The sequence below is a fragment of the Deinococcus peraridilitoris DSM 19664 genome (assembly GCF_000317835.1).
In the GTDB taxonomy this organism is placed as follows: Bacteria; Deinococcota; Deinococci; order Deinococcales; family Deinococcaceae; genus Deinococcus_A; species Deinococcus_A peraridilitoris.
The window spans coordinates 1,624,993-1,646,789 of the sequence record NC_019793.1; the positions used below are offsets into that span (position 1 = coordinate 1,624,993).

A 21,797-nucleotide genomic window follows, 5' to 3' on the forward strand; every position below is an offset into this window, starting at 1 on the left:
AGGCAGCTTGTGGCAGGCTGTGGCGCGTCTCGCGGCTGCGCTTCCGCCCGAGCGCGTCGAGCAGCTCGCGCGCTACGTCGAGGGAAGCGATCTTCCTCGCGAACTCGACCACGTGCTGCCTGGCGCCGCGTCGGAGGTCGTCTCCTCGCTCGGCGCCGGCTGGATGGCGGAGCCCGTCCCGGGAGCACAGCTCGCGAGCGCCCTGCGCGGTGCGGTATCCACGGCGAGCGAACTGAGGCGCGCGTCGGAGGTCGCCCTCGCTTGGACCGGTCCGACGTCCCCATTCCTGTCGGTGCGCCACACCGAACGCGTCCTGCTCGAACTGATCGACGGGGCGCACGAGCGTGTCTTCCTCGTCAGCTACGTGGCGTACGTGGTCGACAGTGTCGTCAAGGCCCTGAACCAAGCTTGCGGGCGAGGGGTGAACGTCTCGATTCTGCTCGAGACGTCGGCCGAGCGAGGGGGGCGGCTGTCTGTCGACTCGATCGCGTTGCTGAGGTCGCGCGTGCCGTTGGCGACATTGTACGAATGGAATCCCGCCGCCAAGACCGGGGCGGTGCACGCCAAGTGCGTCGTCGTGGACGGCCACGCCTGTCTGGTGACCAGCGCGAACATCACCGACGCTGCGCTCGACCGCAACATGGAACTCGGCGTGTCCATCGTGGGCGGACGCGTGCCCGAGCAACTCGACCGGCACCTACGCGCGTTGGTCGACACGAGGGTGCTCGTCCCGGCGTGACCTCGCGCGTGAAGGTTGGTAGAGTGAGGCCGATCACGGTGCCGACCCCACGACGAACCCCCCGCCATCGCAGCGCAATCGCGAACACCACCGTCGTCGACGTCTTCTGCGGCGTCGGCGGCGTCACTCACGGCTTCGTCCGAGAAGGCTTCAGGGTAGCCGCTGGTCTCGACGTCGACACGTCTTGTCGGTACGCCTACGAAACCAACAACCCCGGCAGCGTGTTCGTCGCCAAAAGCGTCGACGAGCTCGACGTGGCCGACACCTTGAGGGCGTTCTACCCCGCGGGCCACACGAAGGTCCTGGTGGGCTGCGCGCCTTGCCAGCCATTCTCCTCGAACAACACGAAGGGGAAGCAGAACGGCGACTGGAAGCTGCTCAGTGTGTTCTGCGACCTGGTCGCCCGGGTGGAGCCCGACGTGGTGTCGATGGAGAACGTCACCCGTCTTGCCACCTTCCACGGCGGCGAGGTGTTCGAGGGCTTCCTGAACCGGCTCGAGTCGTTGGGGTACCACGTCGCGTGGCGCGACGTGAACTGCCCCGACTACGGCATCCCCCAGAACCGCAAGCGGCTGTTGCTACTCGCGTCCCGCCTCGGGCCGATCGAATTCCTTCCCCCCACTCACACGCCCGAGACGTACCGAACGGTCCGCGAGGTCCTGTCGGAACTGCCGCCCTTGAAGGCCGGTCAGCGTCACGAGGCCGACCCGCTGCACTGGGCCGCCGGTCTCACCGAGCGAAACCTCCAGAGAATCCGCGCTTCTCGGCCCGACGGCACGTGGCGCGACTGGGACGAGACGCTCGTTGCGGACTGTCACCGCAAAAGCACGGGTAAGTCCTTCCCGAGCGTGTACGGGCGCATGTCGTGGGATCGTCCCTCGCCGACAATCACCACGCAGTTCTACGGTTTCGGCAACGGCCGCTTCGGGCATCCCGAGCAGGACCGCGCCATTTCACTGCGCGAAGGGGCTCTGTTGCAGACGTTTCCACGCACCTACCAGTTCGTTCCTCCGAACGGCCGCTGGACCTTCGAGAACCTGGGGCGCCACATCGGGAACGCGGTTCCGGTGGACTTGGCGCGCGTCGTCGCCAAGTCGGTCGCAGTTCACCTCGCGTCCCAGGCGTCACCCGTCGCAGGTTGAGTCGGAAGGTCCGTTTTCGGGGCGGGTGACGAGCTGGACGACGCGTTCGACGACGTCGTCCAGCTCTTTGCGTATCTCGTGCTCCCAGACGCGCAGCACGCGCCAGCCGAGCACCTCCAGCGCGGCGACGTCGCGTCGGTCGCGCGCCATGTTCTGCTCGACCTTCGCCCGCCAGAACGGCTTGAGTCGGTGTCCCCGTTCCTCGAAGCGCCAGCCGTGCCAGAAGTCGCCGTCGACGAACACCGCCACCTTGCACTTGGGAAACACGACGTCCGGCGATCCGGGCAAGCCTTTCACGTTCTTGCGAAAGCGTAACCCCCGACGGTGCAGCGCGGACCGCAAGGCGAGCTCGATGTCGGTGTCGCTGCGGCGAACGTTCGCCATGCGGTCGCGAATCTGTTCGCGGGACATCGGCGCCTTCACGAACGCATCGTGCCGCACGAACGTTCGAGCGTGATGACCCTTCGTTGAGGAAGTCCACAAGACATGCCCAGCGTGCTGGTCACCCAGGACGACAGCGTCGTCAGAGACCCGGCCACGCGTCGTCCTTCACGATGTCAAGCTGCACGCCCAACGCGATCATCGCGTCCAATGCTCGTTCCAGGTTGCTGTTCGTCGGGTCCGCCAGTAACTTGCGAATTGTACGAGGGTCGGCACAGAGGCGATTGGCGAGGTCTTGAGGTGTACGTCCAGCCCCACGCATGTGCGCCCTGAGCCGCACGCAGAACTCAATCGGTGTGCGAATCGCGTGACCGTCGTCGGCAACGATCATCAGTCCCACCGAGCGCATGAGACGGAGGGCCGTACCGACGGTCGTCGAACGGCCACGGTCGACCGTGGTCGCGAGCACGGACAAGTAACTCCCGTGGTTGCTAAGCAAACTTTGCGATGCGGTGTGCGCCGGAATGCCCAGTTCCCACAGCCGCTGTCGTACGGCCGTGACCAGAGTGGGTGCGTAGGTTCGATGCAGAGGGTGTGCCGCGATGCGGGTTTTAGGCGTCATGCCTCAACATTACGGAGCTGATTTTCTCATAAATGTGAACGGGCAGCGTCCTGGACGCATATTATGGTTCCTTGACGTAGCTCGTCCACGTCCGTTGGTGCGCTCGCGACTCGCAGGTCCATACCTGGCCCCTCGTCACTCCTGCCCTCAAGCCAGCGACGCGGACTAAGCCAGTGATGATAAAGGTGTTGACGAACGCTCCAGGGTTGTTCAGCGAATGGTGAAGCAGGCCCTCGTGCTACTGGGTGAGGGTCTGCCGCTTCCATTGAGCGGCCGTCGAAGAATCACGAAATCAGAACTTGCCGCACGGTCGGCACCGCCCGAACGGTACGATCAACTTCCACGAGAGCAGACACTGCCGGGCCGTGAGCGCACCTGTCCGCCGCCTTGTGGCGTCTACCTTCGGTGACTCGAATGACGAACGGGCTTCATCCTTCAACCGCGTCGGCGACCTCGTGTGTCGAGCCGTCCGGCCCGTCGGTGACGAAGAGCACCTCCGCGACCCAGTATTCGTGCTCGGAGTTGGTAACCGGTAGCCGCACAGGAACCTTCACTGGGACGTCTTTTGACGCACCTGACTTCCGGTTACTTTGACACCTACGGGATCTGGCCAGGGGTAGACGTTGCTGCACGACGGACAGCAGTTCCGCCACGGCGCATTCGGGTGCTCTCGTTTCACCAGGGGTGTGCGGACGGGTAAGAACAGGTTCAAGTCGAACCAGGCACCCCACTCGTCGCACGCGGGACAGGAACCCACGAACACCCGCATGCTCCAGCCGTCCGTCAGGAACTCGGGCGCGTGGTGGGTAAGGTACGCCGCGGCGAAGTTGATCGCTCTCGCCTGGGCATCAGGATTGCGTTGCGCCGCGGCGACCACGCCCGTGACCTTGCGCTTCAGCGCCGCGTCTGCTTCGCGCTGGTGCCGTCGGAGTTCCGCAGCGGCGTCCCGCGTGGCCTTGGCGAGCGCGGCTTGGCACGCTCCCTTTCCTTGGCCTGGCTCGTAGGCTTCGAGCCGGTCTGCGGTCCAGGGCTACCATGATCCCGCGTGAGCACCCATGGCGGCAGCAGTCGCGAGTCGATCGGCAGGACGGCCACGCACACCGAGGAGACGCACCCCGTTGGGCGACGCGGGCGGGCTGGCTGACGCCCGCGCCGCCCAACGAGACGGGGCCGCCCACCCGGGATGACGTGGCGAGGACGTTCGCGAGCGCGCTTGGATGACGGAGAAGCGATGACGATGGCGGTAGCTCTCAACACGACGCCCCATCCTGTAGGCGTAGTAACCGACGATGGAGCCGCCTTGAAGCTCCTTGCCACCGAAGAGGGTGCGAGCTTCACGACCAGCTTGACGCTCTTGCGCCGCTGGAGCGAGGTGGCTGAGCTGACCGCACCTGCACTGAGCGAAGCGCTGAATAACCTAAAGTGCGTCTGATAAAGCGCTGTTGCGGCGGAACTGTCTCAATTTGAAGGTCTCGTAGCGCAAGTGGGCTGTCCTCCATCCTGGGTTGCCGGCAAGGCGTTCCTGCCCTGTCGGCGCAGCTCCCGTCTCCAATGGCGAATGGTCGCTGTAACGACATCAAAGGCGTGAGCAGTCACCCTACGGCCTATAAACGACGCAACGCCAATTCCTGGCGATTCATACTCTGGCCAGCCATCTCAGCATCAGCCGGATCATCACCTCGTACACCACCGCTTCAGCGGTTTCCACCAGCGCCTCGTAATCCTTTGCCAACCGTCTCGATTTGCCCAACCAAGCGAAGGTCCGCTCGACGATCCACCTTTTTTTCAGTACGACGAAGCCAGCAGGAACCTCGATGGGAGCTGGCGCAGGGCTGTTCACTTCAACCCACGTTCCCTGCCACCCAGACCAGGGGTGCTTGATGATTTCCAGCTTCCAGCCCAGCTCTTCTTTCATCCAGTTCGCGAGTTTCCCGCTGTACCCCATGTCCGCGAAGACCACGTTCATGCGTGGGAAGGTCGTTTTGAGGTTATCGAGCAGCAACGTGGCGCCAGATCGGTCCTGGATGTCAGCCTTGTGCACCTTCACCCGCATCACCAGCCCGAGGGTATCGACCAGCAAGTGGCGCTTGCGCCCATTGACCTTCTTGCCACCGTCGTAGCCTCGTGGGCCGCCCGCCTCAGTGGTCTTGACGGTCTGGCTGTCAATGATTCCTGCGCTGGGCGTGGTTTCCTTTCCCGCTCGTTCCCGCACCATCTCCCGCAATCTCGTGTGCAACGCTTCCCACACGCCTTCAATGCGCCACAAACGATGGTAGTGATACACCGTCTGCCACGGTGGCAAATCGTGAGGCATCATCCGCCAGCGGGCAAGGCTCCAAAGCGCTTTGGAGCCTGCTCTGCCCAAGACAGGCGTTCCCGCCGCGCAGGATGTAGAACAGGCCGTTGAGGATTTCCCGCAAGGACCATTTGCGTGGTCGGCCAAGGTGGCGTGCTTCAGGAAGGTGGGGTTCGAGGATGACCCATTCTTCGTCCGTCAAATCGTTCGCGTACCCTGAGGTGGCCATCCCTCAGCCTACTCCCGGACCACAAAAATACCGTCTCAGCGCTTTATCAGACGCACTTTAGCAGTGCGTGGAAGGTACAGGCCCGGGCCGCGCCACCCTGAATACAGATGGTGGCTTGCAGGTAGCACTGCCCCATAAAACGCCTCGCTGGTACAAGCGCACCACAGCCTTTACACACCCTCGCCTGGGCATTTAGAGCGAACATCACAACTCATGCGAGCCTTGAAACGCACCTTGGGTCAACGGCCGAAATTCCGCCTGTCGTCCTCCACGAAGCCAGACAACATCGAGAAGGTGGTGCTATACGCGACCGCTTGGAAGTTCCTACAGCGGCAACTCGGCTTGCCGGGACGCACGCGGGGCGGCCTGATCTTCGGGCATCACTTTCAAGACACGCTGCACGTGCTGCTGGCAGGCACGAGCGGGTTGCCGTGGTGGTACAAGCACGACGAGGAACGCGGCGTGCTCGACATCGACGCGCGTTTCACGCTGGGGTGGAGTGAAGCGGTTGGGGAGGTGCTGCAAGGCCACGCGGACTGGTGCGGCAACTGGCTCATTCATTCCGACGAGCAGCTCGCGGAGGCGGAGCGGGATGCAGCTTGGTTTAGGCGCGGTCTGAAGCTCGGCTTGTTCGACGACCGTCATATCCTGATGGTCGTCGGCTTCGAGGAAGGACTGTTTTGGGTCCGGGCGTACTTGCTCGGTGCGCCAAACGAACCCTTCGAGGTGGAGGTCGTCTTCGAGGAAGGCGGTGTCGAAAGAACTCTGCGCCAGATAGCGGACCTCATATCCACAAAGGAGGAATGACCGACCAGCGTTACTGATCGGTCATTGCTCACAAGTGGGCGCTTTGCGATGTTAATCCTGTTGCTCACGCTTGAATCGGGCTGCGAAAAACTTGCCCTTCTTTCGCTGGTCCGCTTTCCTGCCCTGCTCAATCCGTTTTTGACTCCATGCCTTCGCCCACACCACCTTGTCGTTTTTGATCCAATAGTGAGACTGGCAGGGCAAGCTCCAGTTGCCGATGGACGGAGAGAGCGAGACCGTTTCCCCGTCGTAAATAAGCGACCAGTCAGTCGGGCTAAGGGGGAGGTTAACTTCCTGGCCACAACCGCAAGCGCACTTGTGAGCGACTGTGGCATACACGATGCTCACGTACACTACGCTGTCCTCCAAGCGTGCGGGAATGGCGGTCACGAACTCGTGGTGAAGTGCTGTCACGTATCCTCGTTGAGCAAGTGGTTGCCGTCGATGCTGTACACGCTGTGCCGCTCGTTGTCGAAATCGGCGTAAAAGCCGCATAACTTCTTCCACCGAATGACTGCCAAGGCGGCATTGAGGGCGTTGAGGTCCGCCACTTGGACGTTGCGGGAGTACACGTCGTCCGCGGGCACGTCGCCCAAAGGCAGGTGGGGGCTCACGCCTCGGGCCGTGCGCTCACGTGTCTCCGTCGTCACGCGAAGGGAGCCGAGCAGCCGTTCGTCAACAACCGACAACCCCATCCCAACGTCAATGAACGGCACGTTGACGGCGCGGAGCGCGGAAACGACCAAATTGCGCGCCGCGACACCTTCCAAGCAAATGAACACGAAGTCCATTTCTGTGAGCAGGTGCACGTTCGACTGCTCAATGTAAAAATCGTGGCACACGATGCCGCGGTGCATTCGGGAGTAAATGTCGTGGAAGTACGCGGCCTTTTGAGGCCGGTCGCGCAAGTCCTCAAGGGTAGGCGCCCCAGGAGCACGAAAAGCATTGTGATTCGAGAAGGTGTCACCGTCAAAGATATGAATTTGTTTGACGGGGGTCTTGGCGACGAGATCGAGCATGTAACCGCCCGTTCCACCCAACCCGACAATGGCGATTTTTTCGACCTCGAGCTTGCGAGCCAACAGGTTGATCTCCGCGCGGCTGGAAGCGGTGTCGCGGTAATGGAACACCGAATCTTCCGCCGCTTCAGCCTGCTCGTCCAGAGTTACCCGTCCGCGCTGCGTAACCGTGGAATCGATGACTTGCGCCTGCGAACTCAGGATCGCAGCGTAGGTAGTCATCTTGTCGTAGTAGTCCCCATACCCCTGAGGCGGCTTGCTCGAAAACGAATGGTGAACAGTTAATTCGTGATCAAGCTGCTGAGTAAACGTTTGGTGCTCGATCGCCGAGAGTTTGGTGCCGTCACTTCTGCAGGGGTGGCCCCCAATAAAGTAGGCAACATGTGTGCTAGGCGTGGTCGTGATGTCGCCGGCAAGGGTGAGCTCCGAAACGAGAATGCCGAACTTTACCTCGCGTTCGGCATTCACGTACGGGACGTCCCTGATCAGTAGGTAATTGTTGCGGACTTCCACCCGGTATCCGTCGTTGACGAGCCGGGTAAGGTCCGAACTACGACTTATCAGTGAGGACGACATTGAAGATCATGCCTTCCTTAAGGCGAACGCTGGACCCGGCAGTCAGGCTGCCCTCAGGTTTATCTCCGTGGCCACGGCGAAACGTGACAGTAATCAGGACGTTAGGTCCGCTGGGCGGGTTGTCGTAGGCAAGATGCACGACTTGGTCGTACGTCATTTCCTTGTCCGTCACTTGCTTTTCACGGCCGTTGACGATGATGGTCGTGACCTTGTCGCGGCCGTGATCGTCGTTGTGTTGGGTCGAGGGTGTCGTCATGGGTCCTCCTGATCGTGGGTGATAGGGATTGCACTAACCGCATCCGTCAACTGAGGACTATCAAAATTACGATTAGTACCTCTATAGTGGACGGTATCATGAGCCAATGTGGGTGTCAACTGATGAAATACACTATCGCCATTCTGTCAACTGAGACAGAGCATGTTGGATAGCACTTTTGGCCAGCGCCTGCGGCAATTTCGCGTCGAGCGCAACAAATCCATGCGCGAAGCAGCCCGTGAGGCGGACATCTCCGTCACGTACCTTTCTAAGCTCGAAAGTGACGAAGGCAATCCGACACTGGACGTCCTGATCAAGCTCGCCAACCTTTACGGCGTCACCCTTGAGGACCTTACCGCTGGCCTCACAGGCGAACACTCCACCGTCAATCTCGACGTTGCGCTTGCGCGCTTCATCAACGAGTACGGAGAGAAGTTTCCCGAGCTGCACGACCGCGATTGGCAGAACATGCTGAACGGCATTCGCTTACGTGGCCGTCGACCTGAAGAACCCGACGATTGGCTCACCATCTTCGTGGATTTGCGTCGGGCCTTGGCAGCCAAGCAAAGTTGACAGCCTGGCAACGCTGAGCGCGCTACACTTCCGGCGTGCTCGACGACGAGCTCTCCCTTCACCAAATTCGTGACGCATTCCTTCGAGAAGTCGAACGTCGGCATGCCGAGCACGAGTTCACCACCGACTACCGTGCGCTCGCACAGCGGCTTGGCGTGACTGTGGTAGCTGGGCGCTCAAACCAAGCCATCACAACTTCAGGCGAGCGCTTCATCGTAGTGGACGAGCAGGTTGCTGAACAGCGTGCCCGATTCAGCGGTCTCCATGAGATTGCGCACCACCTTTTTGAAGAATCGGAAGACGGGTACTTGAGAGCTCGGCTCAAGGACATCTTCCATCACTCGCCTGAAGCAGCGAAGCACCACGAAGAGGATTTGTGCGACGCGGCTGCAGCCTTACTCCTGATGCCGAATCATCTGCTACAGGAGGCTGTCCGTGTTCACGGCCATAGCCCGCTGACAGCCCTCTTCCTTGTCACTCGTAGCGGCGCCTCGGCACAAGCAGCCTTGCGACGTGTGATGTGGCACCGAGACGTACCTTCGTTTGGCGTGCTTATGAACGCCAAAGGTCTCGTCCTGGACAGTGTCAACCACGGGCATGCAAAATCCTATCCAATTGGGCGAAACTTCCTCGTCGAGGAGCAGCATGCCCTCCGCACCTCAAGTTTTGCGCCTGACATAATGGAGATGTTTGACGCACCCGTGCCGTTTAGTAACGGGAACCGGGGCTGGATTATGCGAGTGCGGGCTTGTTTAGATGGTCGGGGCCGTACACTTGCCTTCTTCAATCGTGCTGAGCACGTTATTCGAATTGACGATCGGCAGCCCGCTCTGTTCTAACCATAATTAACTGTTTGCTTGACTGCCCGAATATTTTTTGATTATCGGTAGAGGTGGCAACAGCGAAAGCTGCTTGAACACACCTTCTACGGCTTACGCTGCGGCATCATCTGAATCCAGATGGTACACAACATCCAATGCATACTCAGTAGAAGTCAAACGCGAGGAGTGTTTCAAACGTGTTTATGCTAGCTACAAAGCTCAGCACGAGACAGTAAAAAACAGAGGCCGCCGAGTGAAGCGGCCCCGATTGCTTTTATCCTCAAGCGGCGGGTTCTTCTTCCATCCCGTGCCGCTTCGCCGCGCTGCGCAACCTGAGCGGCACGGGCGTGAGGAGGTCCGGCAAGCCCCAGGTGTGCCGCTCGTGCTCCTCCAGAAACACATGCCGGTAGATGTCCGCCGTGGTGCTCGGCCGGGAGTGCCCGAGCTTCTCACTCACCACTTCCATCGGAACGCCTTTGGACAGCATCAGCGAAGCGTAACTGTGCCGCAGATCATGAAAACGCACGCCACCCAGTTTCGCTTTGTCCGCGATGACGCTCGCGAAGTGGCTGAGCGTATCCGGATGCAATCGCTCTCCGCGGCGGTTCGTGAATACGGACCCGGAGTCACGCCAGTCCTCGGTGGTGCGCTGCTCCTCGTCCTGTGCTTTGCGGTGTTTGTGCAGCAGCGCCACGGTTTCCGGTGCGAGGTGCAGCGTGCGGATACCCGACTCCGTCTTCGGAGGGCCCAGCACCGGCTGTCCGTCCACCACCGTGACGTTCTCGCGGACGTGCAGCACTCCAGCGTCGAGGTCCACGTTCGCCCAGCGCAACGCCACCACCTCTCCCCTTCTCAGTCCGGTGGCCACCACGAACTCGAACAGCAGCCCGAGTCGCCTCTTTCTCGCAACCACCAGGAAGTCCTGGAGCTGCCCGGCATCCAGCGCCCTGGCGGTCTTGCCGCGCTTGAAGCTCGGCAACCTCGCCACTTCCGCAACATTCCGCGCGACGAGCTCGTCCAGCAACGCTTCCTGCAGTGCCTGGCGCAGGATCACCCGGATTTGGTGCAGCAGGCTCCTGGAGAAGCCCCGATCGGCGAGTTGGCCGTACGCGCCCTTCACGTCGCTCGGTTTCAGGTCCTGCAGCTTCTTCTTGCCCAGCAGCGGCGTCAGGTGCTTCTCGATGGCGTACTTGTAATTGGCGTAGGTTTTCGGCGCGAGGTTCGGGCGTTTGAGCTCCAGCCATCTCGGCAACCAGTCCGCGAGGGTGATTTGGCTGGGAATGGGCAGCAGGCCGCGCTGATGGTCCGCCAGCGCCTGAATCCTCGCCTGATCCGCGTCTTTCCTGTTTCTCTCGGTGCCACTCTTGAGGATCTGCCTGCCGTGCTCGTCGAAGCCGAGGGTGATCTGCCAGCGGTGACTGCCGCTGGGGAGTTTCTTGACACAGCCTTCTCCGTTGTCGCGTCGCTTCATGCGTTTTCCCTTTCCAGCGCGCGTGTCGCTGCGCCTGGTGTGGGATGTTCGCTCTAACTGCGCGCCATAGCGAGTCGCATGCCTACGCACGCGCGGATGGGACGTGAGATGGGAGAACACCCCGGAACTCCGCGCTCAGCGAGGCTTTCCTGACCTTCCACCCACCTCACACCTCTGGTCAGCCGTCACCGACGACTGCGCTGTTCGGGACGGCCAGCACGCGCACCTGTCCTTTGGTCATGGCGCAGTACACCGAGCGGGTACTTGCGCCACTCTTCGCATCCGGAGCAATCCAACCCTGCTCCGCCCAGCGCTTGCCGTGCAACTGCACCCCGAGTTCACCGAGGCGACCCTTGAAGGCCCGGGTGCCCGTCAGGACGAAAGTGTGCGCGTCGTCCTGCCACGCGATCAACTCCCGCCCGACGTGTAGCGTGACGCTACCCGGACCCTGATGTCGACGCGCCTGCAGGATCAGCATGCGCAGGTCCTCGAAGGCTTCTCTCGCCGGGTTACTGGCGCTGCGGTGCGCGCGCAGCTGCTCACTCAGGAAAACTGGCAACGCCGTTACCTCCCTTGGCGGAGGGCAGCGCAGCACCGCAGTGAACAGCACGTTCAGGGTCGCCTGCACGGCCGCGACCGCGTGCCCCCACTCCTGCAGGGCCCGCAGGTCCTCCTGAGCGCGCCTGTCACGCACGCGCGCTTCGAACGCCGCCCAGTCCTCCAGCACCACCCGGGCCACCTGCGGCCCCAGGTGCCCGGCGCCGCGTTCCCAGGCGTCCTCCAGCACGCGGGCACGTTCCTGCCCGAGCCGCGTCGCGCGTCCCGCATCCGCGCCAAGCGGCGGATGCTCATCGGCGCTGAGGAGCAGCAGGCGGTTGTGGCTTCCGGCGTGCTGAAAGGCCGGGCGGGCTTCGCCGACCAGAAGAATTGCTCCGCCGAGCAAGCCGCCGCCTTGCACTTGCCCGTGTGCGGAACCACGGGCGTACGACTGCCCGTTCGCGAACGAGTACACCGTGCGCTCCAACCCCGCGCTGTCCGGGCAGGTGTGCGCTTCGTCGATCAAGAGCGGCAGCCCACCGAGCTGCTCGAGGGTCTGCAGCATGCCCGCCTGGGTGGTGCGCATGCCCTGCAGTTGAAACGGTTCCTCACCGGGCATCACCCAGACGCCTTGCGCGAAGTTCCCGCTGGTCGTCTTGCCCGTTCCGGAGTCCCCCGCAAGGTACGTCGCAGGGTAACGGCGCGGCTTGAGACGCCGCAGGAAGGGTGAAGCGAGCGTCTGGCCGATCAGCCACCACAGCACCGACGTCCCTTCCCACGTCGCGACGACCCGCAGGGCCTCCTGGTACGCGCTGTCGTCCGGACGGAGTGTCAGGTGATCGGCGTACCGTCCGATGTACTGGACACGCCCGCCGGTACTCCCTGCGGGTGTCACGAGCATCCCGTTGGGCAGCATGCCCAGCCGGTCGCTCACCAGGCGCTTGGGCAGGGTGTGGATGTTGTGCGCGGCGCAGGCCGCGAGGTACTTCACGAGTTTCGCGGCGTTACCGTTGTGCACGAACGCGCCCCGCGCATTGAGCAGCCTGATCAGGCTGCCGGACTGCGCGAAGGTTCGGCTGGGCGCCGTGACGACCTGCAGTTGCCCGCCATCGTCAAAGCTCACTTCGTACAGGCGCTCGCCGGTCGCGACGTTCGTCCCAATCGCGGAGACGTACAGCCGGCCGGTGTACAGCACCTTGCCTTTGTTGTCGTCGGTTTCGCACAGCTTCCCGTTGACTTCCTCGAAACCGTCCGGAAGCAGCACTTCCTGACGTGTTTCAGGATGCAAGGTGAGGACCTTCTGGTCCGTGAAGGCCGCACCGCGAAACAACCGCGCTCCGCCTTGCGTTTCATCATCCGACGACAGGTCACGCACTTGGGCCTGGCGTCCCAACAGGGCCCGCGCGAGGCGTTGCAAGGCGCGCAGCAAGGGTGGGTCGGCGTGCGGATCCGGGAACGCCAGCGTCACGGGCCGGCCTTCCCAGCGCACCTCATCGAGTTCCGGCCAGGTCGAGGTGGAACGGGCGATGTCCTCCAGCGCGATCGGGACGACCCTCTGGCCCTCGCGTGACGTGAGCGCGTCCGCGTCGAGGACGCTCGGAACGAACACGATCGGGCGGGACGGATCGAGCAGGCCTTCCCTGTGCAGGGGCAGCAGGTCGAAGATGGGGTGCACGTCGTAGGGCCGTTGGCGGTGCCGGAAGTCCCCGTTGAGGGTGTCGCCATAACGGACGCTGAACACGAACGGGTCCTGTTGCCCCAGACGGTAATGCGGAATGACGAGCGTCTGGCCGTGCGGGCGTTGCGACCCGACGAAGCGCGGCTCGATCTGCCACAAGACCTCCGTGTCGTGAATGCTGCCGTACCCGCGCGCCCCAATCACGTTGGGTGAGATGCCGCGCTCCTGCAGGAACGTGAGGTGTGGGGGAGTCAGGTGCGGGAAGGAGCGGGGGCGCGCGATGGTGGTCACGTCGCTCCGCCGCTCAGCAGGGCACTGAGCCCCACGGCATGCACGCGACCCTCGTCCGCGTAGACGTGCCGGTAGCGGCTGAGGGTGAACGCGACGTTGGTGTGCCCCAGGTGACGCGATACCACCTCGACGGGCACGCCACGCCGCAGCAGCAGGCTGGCATGCGTGTGCCGCAAGTCATGAAAGCGGACACGGCCCAGCCCGGCGTTCACGGCGAGCTGACGCGTCCAGCGGGACAAGGTGTTGGGATTAACGAAGGAGCCGTCCGGGTTCGTGAAGACAAACGACTCCGCGTGAGGAGCATAGAGCGCTTGTCGTTCATAATGGTCACGCAACAGCGCCACGGTTTCCGCAGCGAGGGGAATATCACGTGCACTCGCTTCGGTTTTGAGGGGACCAGGCACCGGGCGGCCGTTCACGACGGGAAGATTCTCGCGGACCAGCAAGGTCCCGGAATTCAGGTCGACGCAGCGCCATTTGAGGGCGCAGATTTCCCCGCGGCGCAAGCCGGTCGCGAGGGCCACTTCGAACAGGACACCGAGGTGATGGCTTCGCGCGACGGCCAAAAACTGCCGCACTTCAGGAACGTCCAACGCGCGGGCCTTCTCGGGTGCTTTGGTGTTGGGGAGCGGAGCGAACTGCGCGACGTTACGGACGACGATCTCGTCGTACAGCGCGTCCTGCAAAGCGCAGCTCAGGATAACACTGACTTGCCGCACGGTGGACTTGGCGTAGCCTCGTTCGACCAACTGGGCGTACAGTTCGCGTAAGTCACTGGGCTTCAGGACTTGGACGCGCTTGTCACCCAAAGTTGGGAGGATGTGCCGGTCGATGAGGTGTTTGTAGTTGGCGTGCGTGGTGAGGGCCAGCTCGGCGCGTTTGACGTTCAGCCATTGACGCAGCCATTGCTCGACGGTCAAGAATTTCGGGAGGGGGGTGAGGCCACGCTCAAAGTCGGTGATGGATTCCCGTAAGACTCGCTCTGCTTCTCGCCTGGTGGGTTCGGTGCCACTTTCCATGAGCTGACGGCCATCCACGGTGGTGCCCACGGTGTGACGCCAATTCCAGTTGGTGCTGGGGAGTGGCCGGATATTGCCTTCTCCGTTGCTGCGTCGAGAACGTGAAGTCATGCTGGACGTGACCTTTTCAGGGCAGGGGAGTTGGTCTGAACAGCTCGTGGACGGGGCGTGCGGGGTGTGTACATGGTCAGCTCCGGAATGACGAAGTCCGAACCCGGTCGGGTTCGGCGAAGGATGCGCTGGGTTGAAGTGAAACGCGAGGGCACGGTGAGGTGCCGCGTGCACCGTGGCTTGTCGTCGGGCTGCAAGGCGATGGTGGCCTGTCAGGGCGCCGACTGAACATTCGCAGTGTACTGAAATTTCAAAGCTTCGTGGGTGGTGTAGGCACTTAATTGCAAAAACCGCGTTGCAAAGCCGGTTTTTGAGTAGTCGTAGCTCCCCGGCATTAACTCCGGGCAGGTTTTGACTTGCAGAAACCCGGCGGATACGCTATTGCGTATATTGATCCAGGATTTCTGCTGGACAGCTCGTTTACTCGAGAAGCCGAGAAACTGATAGCCCTTGTATTCTTCGAGTCCAGCTCGTACATTCAAGATACAGCCGAACAGGCAGGTAAGCGAAGGAGGTGTTTATGTCGAAAGCAGCATTTTACAAAAAACAGGCGCGCGACTCGATTAACGATCGCATTGAATACGATTGCGAGCAAGCGTTTCGCTTGTTTTCAAAAGTGCCGAACTTGAAACGTCTAAACGCCTCACTTCGCCTCAGTCGAATTCTGGCCCGCCGGCAGGTCTTTACACAATTTGCCGCGATGCAAGACAGGAAAATGGAAGCGAGACTTAAGCTCTCTGCTTTTCTCGGGAAATCCGAGAAAAATCGCCGTGAGTGCATTTTTCTTCCCTTCAGTCGACTGCGAATTCTTCACCCTGCTGTTCAGGTTTGCGCCCCACCACAACACTGATGAAGCGTCCGTAGTTGTACCGACAACCATCAACGTAATCATCGATGACACGCGCTGAAAAGCGCCACGGCATGTACGACCACACCAAAGAATACTGTGGTCGGCTGCCGACCGTGGGGAAGCAATGCAAAACCATGACATTTCGCAAGTCAGCGAAGCTGAAACGTACGCCTGGCCAGAACTGCTCGTCACGCGGCAACAGGCAGCGCGGATCACCAAAACGAGCGTCAGCACCATTGACCGCATGATCGATCGCGGTGAGCTGCAGGTCACTTACGTGGGCGCGTCTCCCCGCATTTTGACGGCGTCACTGCTGGCCATCCGCGTCAAACCAGGTAAAAAACAGGAACCCGGCAAGTAGCGTCCAGCACGGCATTCAGGAACACTATTCGCGTTTTCAGGAACGCATCATGACGTTCCGTGACGCTTCCTGCGCCTGCTTGACGATGCGGTCTGTTGACCCTTCGTGCAGCACGGTGTTCCTGACGCTCCTTGACGCTCCCTGCCCACTTTTCTTCAGGAAGAGCTTGGTCCTTTTACCACGTTAACATTCCAACTTCTTCCTGAACGCCCGATTGCGCGCCTTTTCAGGAAGAAGTCACCGAATTCCTGCCATCCCCACTTGCATTGTTCCTGAACACGAGCGAGTAATCACACTTGAGGAGAAGTCATGACCCAGGTTTCAGCACAACAAAGCTTGTTCGACCACTTGGAAACCGCGCCGAACGAAACCCCAATTGCACCCTCAACAAATACCGACAGCGTGAACCCCGGTGGTTCGATTGCCTCCACACTCACGCCCCAGGACCCAAGCCGCAGTCAGATCTCCGAGCACACGACACGACAAGCGCGAAAGGCCGAAGTGCAGGCCCGGCTCGTCGCCGCGGGTGCCATGGCTGCCCCGCTGAAAGCCGGGCAAAAAGCACAAGATGTTTCCTCCGCTCGAACGCGAGAAATGACGCTGCAGCTCATCGGGACGCGTGACCTGACACAGCTCACTCTGCTCGATGGTTTGAATATCTTTCTTGCTTCGCCTCATGATAAGGACGCCAGTAAGACGAATGCGGACCGAACAGCGAGCGACCTCGGCAACCACCGAAGGGCTTGCTTTGACGCGGCCCTGGGTTTCAAGGGCACCGAAGACTTGTCTCGCGTGTCCTTGAGCTTCCTTGCGCGCGACTTCGAAGAGATCGGGCATGATCTGGAGCGCGGCATGCGACGACGGCTCGGGCTCAGCGAGGATCAGGTGTTGAGTCGGCCGGACCGCAAGCGCTTGTCGAACTTACGCTCGGACCTCAAACGGGTGCATTCCTCCCTGAGCACTTTGTTAAACTTGCCGGGCGTCGCACCGAAAGCGGCCCTTCAAATGCGCCAAGTCGAGAAGGGTCGCTGGCAAAAGGGCCTCAGGGCGGAAGAATGGCCGCGCGGCTTGTGGGCCGAGTTCGAGGGCCTTCGAAGTGCGTTCACGGACTCCAACTATGCGGGACCTGGGCACCGTTACTTCCGCAAGCACCGCTGGCGTCCCGTGTCGTGCGAGAACACCCGCACTCGCCTTAACCGCGTGGTGGACTTCCTCGTGAACGAGGAGAAGCTGCAGCACTTGACACTTCACGACCTACTGGACTTCGATCGCTTCTTGCGCTTTCGCGCGTGGTACTTTGAGCGTGTCACCAAAGGCGGATACGCACAGTTTCGGGCAACATGTTCGGCGCTCGCAAACGTGGCGCGGTACCTCAAAGCAATCGATCAACTCGACACGAAATTTGACGTGACATCGAAGCACCCGGACGCACCTTGGTCCGTGTTCGTTGCGGAAGGGAAAGCCACGCTGGCCGAGGGCAAGAGTAAGCAGCAGTACGTGGAGGCTGAGTCGATCCCACTGCGCACGCCCCTCGAGCTTGCGGAGTTGGCCAAACGCTGCAAGACAATGACGCCTCGCACGACCGACGGTCGTCGACCGTCGAGTCGCCAACTGTTTCAACGAAAATTCTCGGCGGTGTTCTTCGGTTTGGGGATCTACATGCCCGTACGCGGCCGGAACTGGCGGGAGATGCGGTGGGGCAAGAACTTGAAGCGGGACGAGCACGGCGGTTGGCACGTACAGTTCGTCGGCGACGAGCTCAAGAACGGCTCGTACAGCCGTGGCATTCGGGAATACAAGCTGCAATTGCCTGAGCAGGCGGGCGAGTGGATTGAGTGGTGGCGCGAGCAGTTGCGCTTGTTCGTTGGCGATGACTTCGAACGCACGACGCCGCTGGTGTTCCCGATGCTCTCCACCCTCAAGGATGAGCAAGGGGCGTACCTCTGGACCCCCATGAGCCACAAATACTGCTTGGACTGCGTGGATGATGCCGCACTGGAGGGGATGGAGCAGCGCTTCCGACCGCACCTCATCCGGCACTGCGTAGCGACATTCATCGTCGCGAGCGGTCACGTGAAGGATGTGCAGCAAGCGGCGACGCTGCTGGGGGATACCATCGAAACGGTTTGGCGCAAGTACTTCAAGCCTGACGAACAGAAACTGCTCGACGAGGGTTACTACGCCAAGTTGAAGAGTTGCATCTGATACAGATTCCGTCTGTTTCCGTAAAGTCCGGGAGTGCGCCGGACTTTACTTCAACGCCAGGAACCCGTATCCCTTTCCTACTCGCCCAGCCCGGATTGAATGGGTTAGTACTCATTCAACCGGAAGTCGTATGAGAGTACAAGCACCTCACAGTTCAGGCCTCACAGGCACGTGAAGCGACACAGAATTTCCTCAGCCTCGTGCGTCGTCATGGAGGGCCGACAAGGCCCTCTGGATAAAAGCTCAGCAGGACGTCCGCATGAATAGACGTCCCGCTGAGCTTCATTGCTTTTCTTTTACTTCTAAATTCCTGGAAAGACTTCGAAGCCGCGGTCATTGCTCGTGCGGCAGGTGAACTGCTGGACTTCGCCCGTGTCCCAGCGGCGCACGTTCGGCTTCCAAAACCACAAGTTGTCCTGTGGCGGCCCCCAGCGTTCCGGTGACAGCATTCCACCCGGCGAGCGCGACACGCGTTCCACGTCGAGTTGTGACGCGATGGCGTCCAGGCAGCGCCGCCGAAAAACGGCCTCCTCGTTCGGCACGGTGGTGGGCGTGGGAACGGTTGCCGCGGCGACACGCGCGGCGCTGACTTGCTCGCGCCTTTGGGCTTCCTCGCGCTGCCGCTGGGCTTCCTGGGCCCGCTCAGCTTGAAGGCGTCTCGCCTGCTCGGCCTGTTCTGCCCGAGCGCGTTGCGTTTGCTCGGCTTGCCGCGCCCGCTCTTGTTGCGCTAGGGCCGCTTGGCGGGCTTGTTCTTGCCGCGCCGCTTGTTCCTTCTGGGCGGCCTGCTCCAGCCGCAAGCGCGTCAAGCCTTGCGCTTCCGCACTTTGCCGCAATCGTTCGCGTTCCAAACTTTGTCGCTCGGCCACTTGACGGTCGAGTTCCGCGTGGTGTCGTGCTCCGAGCACCTGGGCGTGCGACACCACGAAGAGGGTCAGGCTGGCGGCGGTCAACGCGCCCGTCACGGCCAACGGCAAGGTGCGTTCGCGCGCGTACAGCAGCGTCACGAGGCCCAAGCTGCCCGCCGCGATGAGCAGCACGATGGACAACCAGTAGTCCGGCGAGCAGGTGTACGCACCGCCGATGGTGATCAAGGTCAGGACGAGCCAGGTGCTTTTTTGGGAAGGGCGCTGCAGTGAGGTGGAAACGTTCTGCTTCATGCGCGGAAGAAGTTACTGCCCGGCGCCCTGTGCGCTTTGGAAGCCCCAGCGGGCGGTCGCATCGCTGCCACTGTGTGTACGGATCTCGTAGTAGCCGCCGCTGGCACTGTAGTTGGTGGTGTACTCCTGCAGGTACGCGTTCCAGCCCGGCTTGAAGCGCAAGTCGACGGTTTCCTTGTGGCCAGCGCAACTGTACGTACCGACCACGTTGAGGGGGCGGTCCACGTACATCCAGCGCACCAGGTAATCACCTGGTTTGGCCTGGTCGAAGCGAGTCAGGCCGTACCCACGCCCAACCGAGCCGAGGGACGTTCCGTTGCGGTACACACCGACTCCCTTGAAGTTCCGCCAACGCGCTTGCAGGTCACTGTACACGAGGGTGCTGGTGCAATTGCCAAACGTGCTGGGATCGACCTGCATAAGGGTGGAGCTCATGGTGCTGGCGTCAGGCAGGACCAGGTTGACGTCGCCCGTCTCACTGACGGTGCCCCGCGCCAGCACCGCAGTCGAGGTGCGCAGTTCCAGGGTGGCGGGACCACCGGGCCAGTTCACCACGCGTCCACTGAGCGTGAGGGCGGTATCGTTCGTGGTCACGCTGCCGGTGGGGGTGGAGCTGCAGGCGCTGAGTGTCAGGAGAAGGCCAGACAAAACCAAAGATGAGCACTTCATGTAGAAAGTAGTCTACAGGATGATCTGCTTTTGTGCCGAAACCGGGTGCACCGATCCTCATCTCCGGCAACCAAACATCAGCTGGGAGATTTCGTCTGAGCCCGACGAGCCGGCTTGACTTTCACTTTTGGCTCACGGTCCACCCGTTCCATCAGCTGCGTCAAGGTTAAGTCGAACGCGCCCGCCACTGCTGCCGCGAGTTCCAGCGACACGCGGTGCAACCCGCGCTCCAGCATGCTCACGTACGTCCGGTCGATGCCCGCCAGGTCCGCCAGTGTTTCCTGCGACATCTCCTGCTCCTCCCGTAAGCGCTGCACCACCCGACCCAGCCGGGCGGAATGGTCGATGGGATGCCGGGGTCGTTTGCGGTTCGTCCCAGCGGCGCGTGTCGAGGTGGGCACCGCATCACCGTAGGAACCCCCTCACCTCAACACCACAGAAAGTTTTCTACAAAGCATGCTAAAACAAAGTCCAGCAAAGCGTTTCCCAACCAAAGGAGCACCCGATGCGCAAACCCGTCCTCGGCGGCGACACGATCACCAACGCAGAACTGCTCGACCTGGAATACCAGGCGCTCGAAACCCAGCGCCTCTTGCGGCGCCACGAACCCCTGCCGGATGACGCGGAACACCGCATCCAGCAAAGCATCCTCCGCGCCCTCTACCCCATCGAACTCGATCCGGACCAGCACGAGCGAATCCAGCAGCACTTCAGCAGCTGGGCTGCAGAAACCGGTCTCACCCCCTACGACCTGATCGCGCTGCTGCTGGCCATGCGGTCCCACCGTCTCGACCAACTCTCGATCGAACCCGAATTCGGATTGGCCATGCAGGCCCTGCTGCTGGCACGTATCAAACGGATTGCCGAACTGCAAATGCAGGAAGTGGAACGGCAACGCCGGCTCGCCGAAGCGCAACACAATAACGGTGAAGTGCGCCAATGGCGCACTTCACCCGGGTACCTCCCGACGCGCCTGCAAGCCAAACCCCCTTACGTCGGGCTGGGCGTGCCGATGCGGAACCTGCCGTCGCACGTCCGCGCGCAATTTCAGCAAAAGCGTGACCGCCAAATCGTACACGACCTGCTGCGCGAACTGATGTCCAACGAGAACGTTCGTGAAGAGGAAGCGGACGCGCTGAGCATGCACCTCGGCCTGTGGGCCCTGAGGAACGCGGACACCAATGACGCGGTGAACACTGCCAAACGACACTTGCGCGTCATTCGGGAAACGGCCTCACTGCGCGAGCAGCATCAGGTCCAGGCGCTCCGCACGAACAGCGACCCGGAGTACCCGGAGAGTCCGTTCAGCCACCCGCTCCCCAAGAAAAAAGAGGAACCGAGCTGAGTTCATGGCACCCCATGGGCCTTGTGACGCCGGTGGGATTGGGGCAAGCTGACGTCATGCGAAAGGTGGTGGGGGCGTTGCTAGGAGCGTAAAAGGAGGCTCCTGGCCATGGGCTACACCAAAGACCGCTGGCGGGCACGCAAAGCCCGCCGTTACCAGCGTGAACACCCCGGACCGTCCTTCGTCTGGAGTCGACTCTATCTGGGCGCAACGCCGTCCCTCGCCTCAGTCAAACGGACGCTGCTGTACAAAAGCCTGAACGTCCTCGCACGTCACGGTGGACGGCGGTACAAGCGCCGCTACCAGCAGTTGTGGCGGCAGCAGGCACGGGAACAGGAGTACGCCGCCCTCATCGGTGACGAAGTGCGCTTCGAACGCATCAATCCTGATGCTGAACGGGGCGCCATCGCCTGGGACTGGTGGTGACTCAGGTCGGGCAACACCGACAATGTGGCCTGCTCTATCCCTGAGCACAGCAGGCCCCACCGTTCCACCCGTTCATCGTGAAGGTCAAAGGACACGCTTTTCGGCGTGTCCTTTGACCCACATTTGTTTTGAAACTGTGCGCCCACAAGTACAAACCTGCTGTTCTACCTGGCCTTCCTGACAGGGACGCGCCGGTAGCAGAGTGCACTTAGGAGG

At 61.5% G+C, this 21,797-nt stretch carries 22 protein-coding genes and 1 pseudogene; 11 read left to right on the plus strand and 12 right to left on the minus strand.

Annotated elements, in window-relative coordinates; translation table 11 throughout:
* Window positions 1–7 precede the first annotated feature (7 nt).
* Window positions 8–739: a DISARM system phospholipase D-like protein DrmC gene (drmC, locus tag DEIPE_RS07980; RefSeq protein WP_041231301.1), complete on the plus strand. Its 732-nt coding sequence runs from the start codon at window positions 8–10 to the stop codon at window positions 737–739.
* A complete protein-coding gene (locus DEIPE_RS07985; protein ID WP_217218466.1) occupies window positions 736–1,881 on the plus strand; it encodes a DNA cytosine methyltransferase in 1,146 nt (381 codons plus the stop codon). Before drmC ends, DEIPE_RS07985 begins: the two co-directional genes overlap by 4 nt.
* Here DEIPE_RS07985 and DEIPE_RS07990 read toward each other — a convergent pair.
* Window positions 1,864–2,304, minus strand: a complete 441-nt coding sequence (locus DEIPE_RS07990) for a very short patch repair endonuclease (RefSeq protein ID WP_245557609.1) — start codon at window positions 2,302–2,304, stop codon at window positions 1,864–1,866. The two genes, DEIPE_RS07985 and DEIPE_RS07990, sit on opposite strands and share 18 nt — an antisense overlap.
* Window positions 2,305–2,404: 100 nt before the next feature.
* Entirely contained in the window at window positions 2,405–2,884 is a 480-nt protein-coding gene (locus DEIPE_RS07995) for a hypothetical protein (RefSeq protein WP_015235480.1), read from the minus strand.
* A gap of 1,231 nt (window positions 2,885–4,115) precedes the next feature.
* Between DEIPE_RS07995 and DEIPE_RS08005 the strand changes: the two genes are divergently transcribed.
* Window positions 4,116–4,316: a hypothetical protein gene (locus tag DEIPE_RS08005; RefSeq protein WP_015235481.1), complete on the plus strand. Its 201-nt coding sequence runs from the start codon at window positions 4,116–4,118 to the stop codon at window positions 4,314–4,316.
* Window positions 4,317–4,520: 204 nt separating this feature from the next.
* Here DEIPE_RS08005 and DEIPE_RS08010 read toward each other — a convergent pair.
* A pseudogene (locus DEIPE_RS08010) lies at window positions 4,521–5,409 on the minus strand (IS5 family transposase).
* A 297-nt stretch (window positions 5,410–5,706) separates the two neighbouring features.
* Here DEIPE_RS08010 and DEIPE_RS08015 point away from each other — a divergent pair.
* Window positions 5,707–6,216, plus strand: a complete 510-nt coding sequence (locus DEIPE_RS08015; RefSeq protein ID WP_157448803.1) for a hypothetical protein — start codon at window positions 5,707–5,709, stop codon at window positions 6,214–6,216.
* A 51-nt stretch (window positions 6,217–6,267) separates the two neighbouring features.
* On the opposite strand, the gene DEIPE_RS08020 is transcribed toward DEIPE_RS08015, so the two are convergent.
* Genes DEIPE_RS08020 through DEIPE_RS08030 form a run of 3 tightly spaced genes read right to left on the minus strand, consistent with a single transcriptional unit; the run spans window position 6,268 to window position 8,067 of the window.
* Window positions 6,268–6,630: a ubiquitination-like system serine protease family protein gene (locus DEIPE_RS08020; RefSeq protein ID WP_015235483.1), complete on the minus strand. Its 363-nt coding sequence runs from the start codon at window positions 6,628–6,630 to the stop codon at window positions 6,268–6,270.
* On the minus strand, window positions 6,627–7,811 hold the full coding sequence (locus DEIPE_RS08025; protein WP_015235484.1) for a ThiF family adenylyltransferase: 1,185 nt from the start codon (window positions 7,809–7,811) through the stop codon (window positions 6,627–6,629). Before DEIPE_RS08025 ends, DEIPE_RS08020 begins: the two co-directional genes overlap by 4 nt.
* Entirely contained in the window at window positions 7,786–8,067 is a 282-nt protein-coding gene (locus DEIPE_RS08030; protein WP_015235485.1) for a multiubiquitin domain-containing protein, read from the minus strand. The genes DEIPE_RS08025 and DEIPE_RS08030 overlap by 26 nt, the downstream gene beginning before the upstream one ends.
* Window positions 8,068–8,229: 162 nt before the next feature.
* Between DEIPE_RS08030 and DEIPE_RS08035 the strand changes: the two genes are divergently transcribed.
* A complete protein-coding gene (locus DEIPE_RS08035; protein ID WP_015235486.1) occupies window positions 8,230–8,640 on the plus strand; it encodes a helix-turn-helix domain-containing protein in 411 nt (136 codons plus the stop codon).
* A gap of 35 nt (window positions 8,641–8,675) precedes the next feature.
* Entirely contained in the window at window positions 8,676–9,479 is an 804-nt protein-coding gene (locus DEIPE_RS08040) for an ImmA/IrrE family metallo-endopeptidase (RefSeq protein ID WP_041230770.1), read from the plus strand.
* A gap of 262 nt (window positions 9,480–9,741) precedes the next feature.
* Here the strand turns inward: DEIPE_RS08040 and DEIPE_RS08045 are convergent, their stop codons facing one another.
* From DEIPE_RS08045 to DEIPE_RS08055, 3 genes are all read right to left on the minus strand, one after another.
* Window positions 9,742–10,932 carry a tyrosine-type recombinase/integrase gene (locus tag DEIPE_RS08045; protein WP_015235489.1) on the minus strand — a complete coding sequence of 397 codons (1,191 nt, stop codon included), beginning with the start codon at window positions 10,930–10,932 and terminating at the stop codon, window positions 9,742–9,744.
* Window positions 10,933–11,110: 178 nt separating this feature from the next.
* Window positions 11,111–13,438, minus strand: a complete 2,328-nt coding sequence (locus DEIPE_RS08050) for a DUF927 domain-containing protein (RefSeq protein ID WP_015235490.1) — start codon at window positions 13,436–13,438, stop codon at window positions 11,111–11,113.
* Complete coding sequence (locus DEIPE_RS08055; protein ID WP_015235491.1) at window positions 13,435–14,568, minus strand: tyrosine-type recombinase/integrase; 1,134 nt, start codon at window positions 14,566–14,568, stop codon at window positions 13,435–13,437. Before DEIPE_RS08055 ends, DEIPE_RS08050 begins: the two co-directional genes overlap by 4 nt.
* A 520-nt stretch (window positions 14,569–15,088) precedes the next feature.
* Between DEIPE_RS08055 and DEIPE_RS23870 the strand changes: the two genes are divergently transcribed.
* From DEIPE_RS23870 to DEIPE_RS08065, 3 genes are all read left to right on the plus strand, one after another.
* Complete coding sequence (locus tag DEIPE_RS23870; RefSeq protein ID WP_015235492.1) at window positions 15,089–15,418, plus strand: hypothetical protein; 330 nt, start codon at window positions 15,089–15,091, stop codon at window positions 15,416–15,418.
* 124 nt (window positions 15,419–15,542) lie between these two features.
* Window positions 15,543–15,779: a MerR family transcriptional regulator gene (locus tag DEIPE_RS08060; RefSeq protein ID WP_015235493.1), complete on the plus strand. Its 237-nt coding sequence runs from the start codon at window positions 15,543–15,545 to the stop codon at window positions 15,777–15,779.
* A gap of 309 nt (window positions 15,780–16,088) precedes the next feature.
* Entirely contained in the window at window positions 16,089–17,984 is a 1,896-nt protein-coding gene (locus DEIPE_RS08065; protein ID WP_015235494.1) for a hypothetical protein, read from the plus strand.
* Between the two features lie 302 nt (window positions 17,985–18,286).
* Here DEIPE_RS08065 and DEIPE_RS08070 read toward each other — a convergent pair whose 3' ends face one another.
* From DEIPE_RS08070 to DEIPE_RS08080, 3 genes are all read right to left on the minus strand, one after another.
* On the minus strand, window positions 18,287–19,141 hold the full coding sequence (locus DEIPE_RS08070) for an MAP7 domain-containing protein (RefSeq protein ID WP_015235495.1): 855 nt from the start codon (window positions 19,139–19,141) through the stop codon (window positions 18,287–18,289).
* Between the two features lie 12 nt (window positions 19,142–19,153).
* On the minus strand, window positions 19,154–19,735 hold the full coding sequence (locus DEIPE_RS08075) for a hypothetical protein (RefSeq protein WP_157448804.1): 582 nt from the start codon (window positions 19,733–19,735) through the stop codon (window positions 19,154–19,156).
* 152 nt (window positions 19,736–19,887) lie between these two features.
* Complete coding sequence (locus DEIPE_RS08080; protein WP_015235497.1) at window positions 19,888–20,211, minus strand: helix-turn-helix domain-containing protein; 324 nt, start codon at window positions 20,209–20,211, stop codon at window positions 19,888–19,890.
* Between the two features lie 104 nt (window positions 20,212–20,315).
* Here DEIPE_RS08080 and DEIPE_RS08085 point away from each other — a divergent pair, with 104 nt between their 5' ends.
* A complete protein-coding gene (locus DEIPE_RS08085) occupies window positions 20,316–21,155 on the plus strand; it encodes a hypothetical protein (protein WP_015235498.1) in 840 nt (279 codons plus the stop codon).
* Window positions 21,156–21,263: 108 nt separating this feature from the next.
* Window positions 21,264–21,581, plus strand: a complete 318-nt coding sequence (locus DEIPE_RS08090; RefSeq protein WP_015235499.1) for a hypothetical protein — start codon at window positions 21,264–21,266, stop codon at window positions 21,579–21,581.
* The last annotated feature ends 216 nt before the right edge of the window (window positions 21,582–21,797 follow it).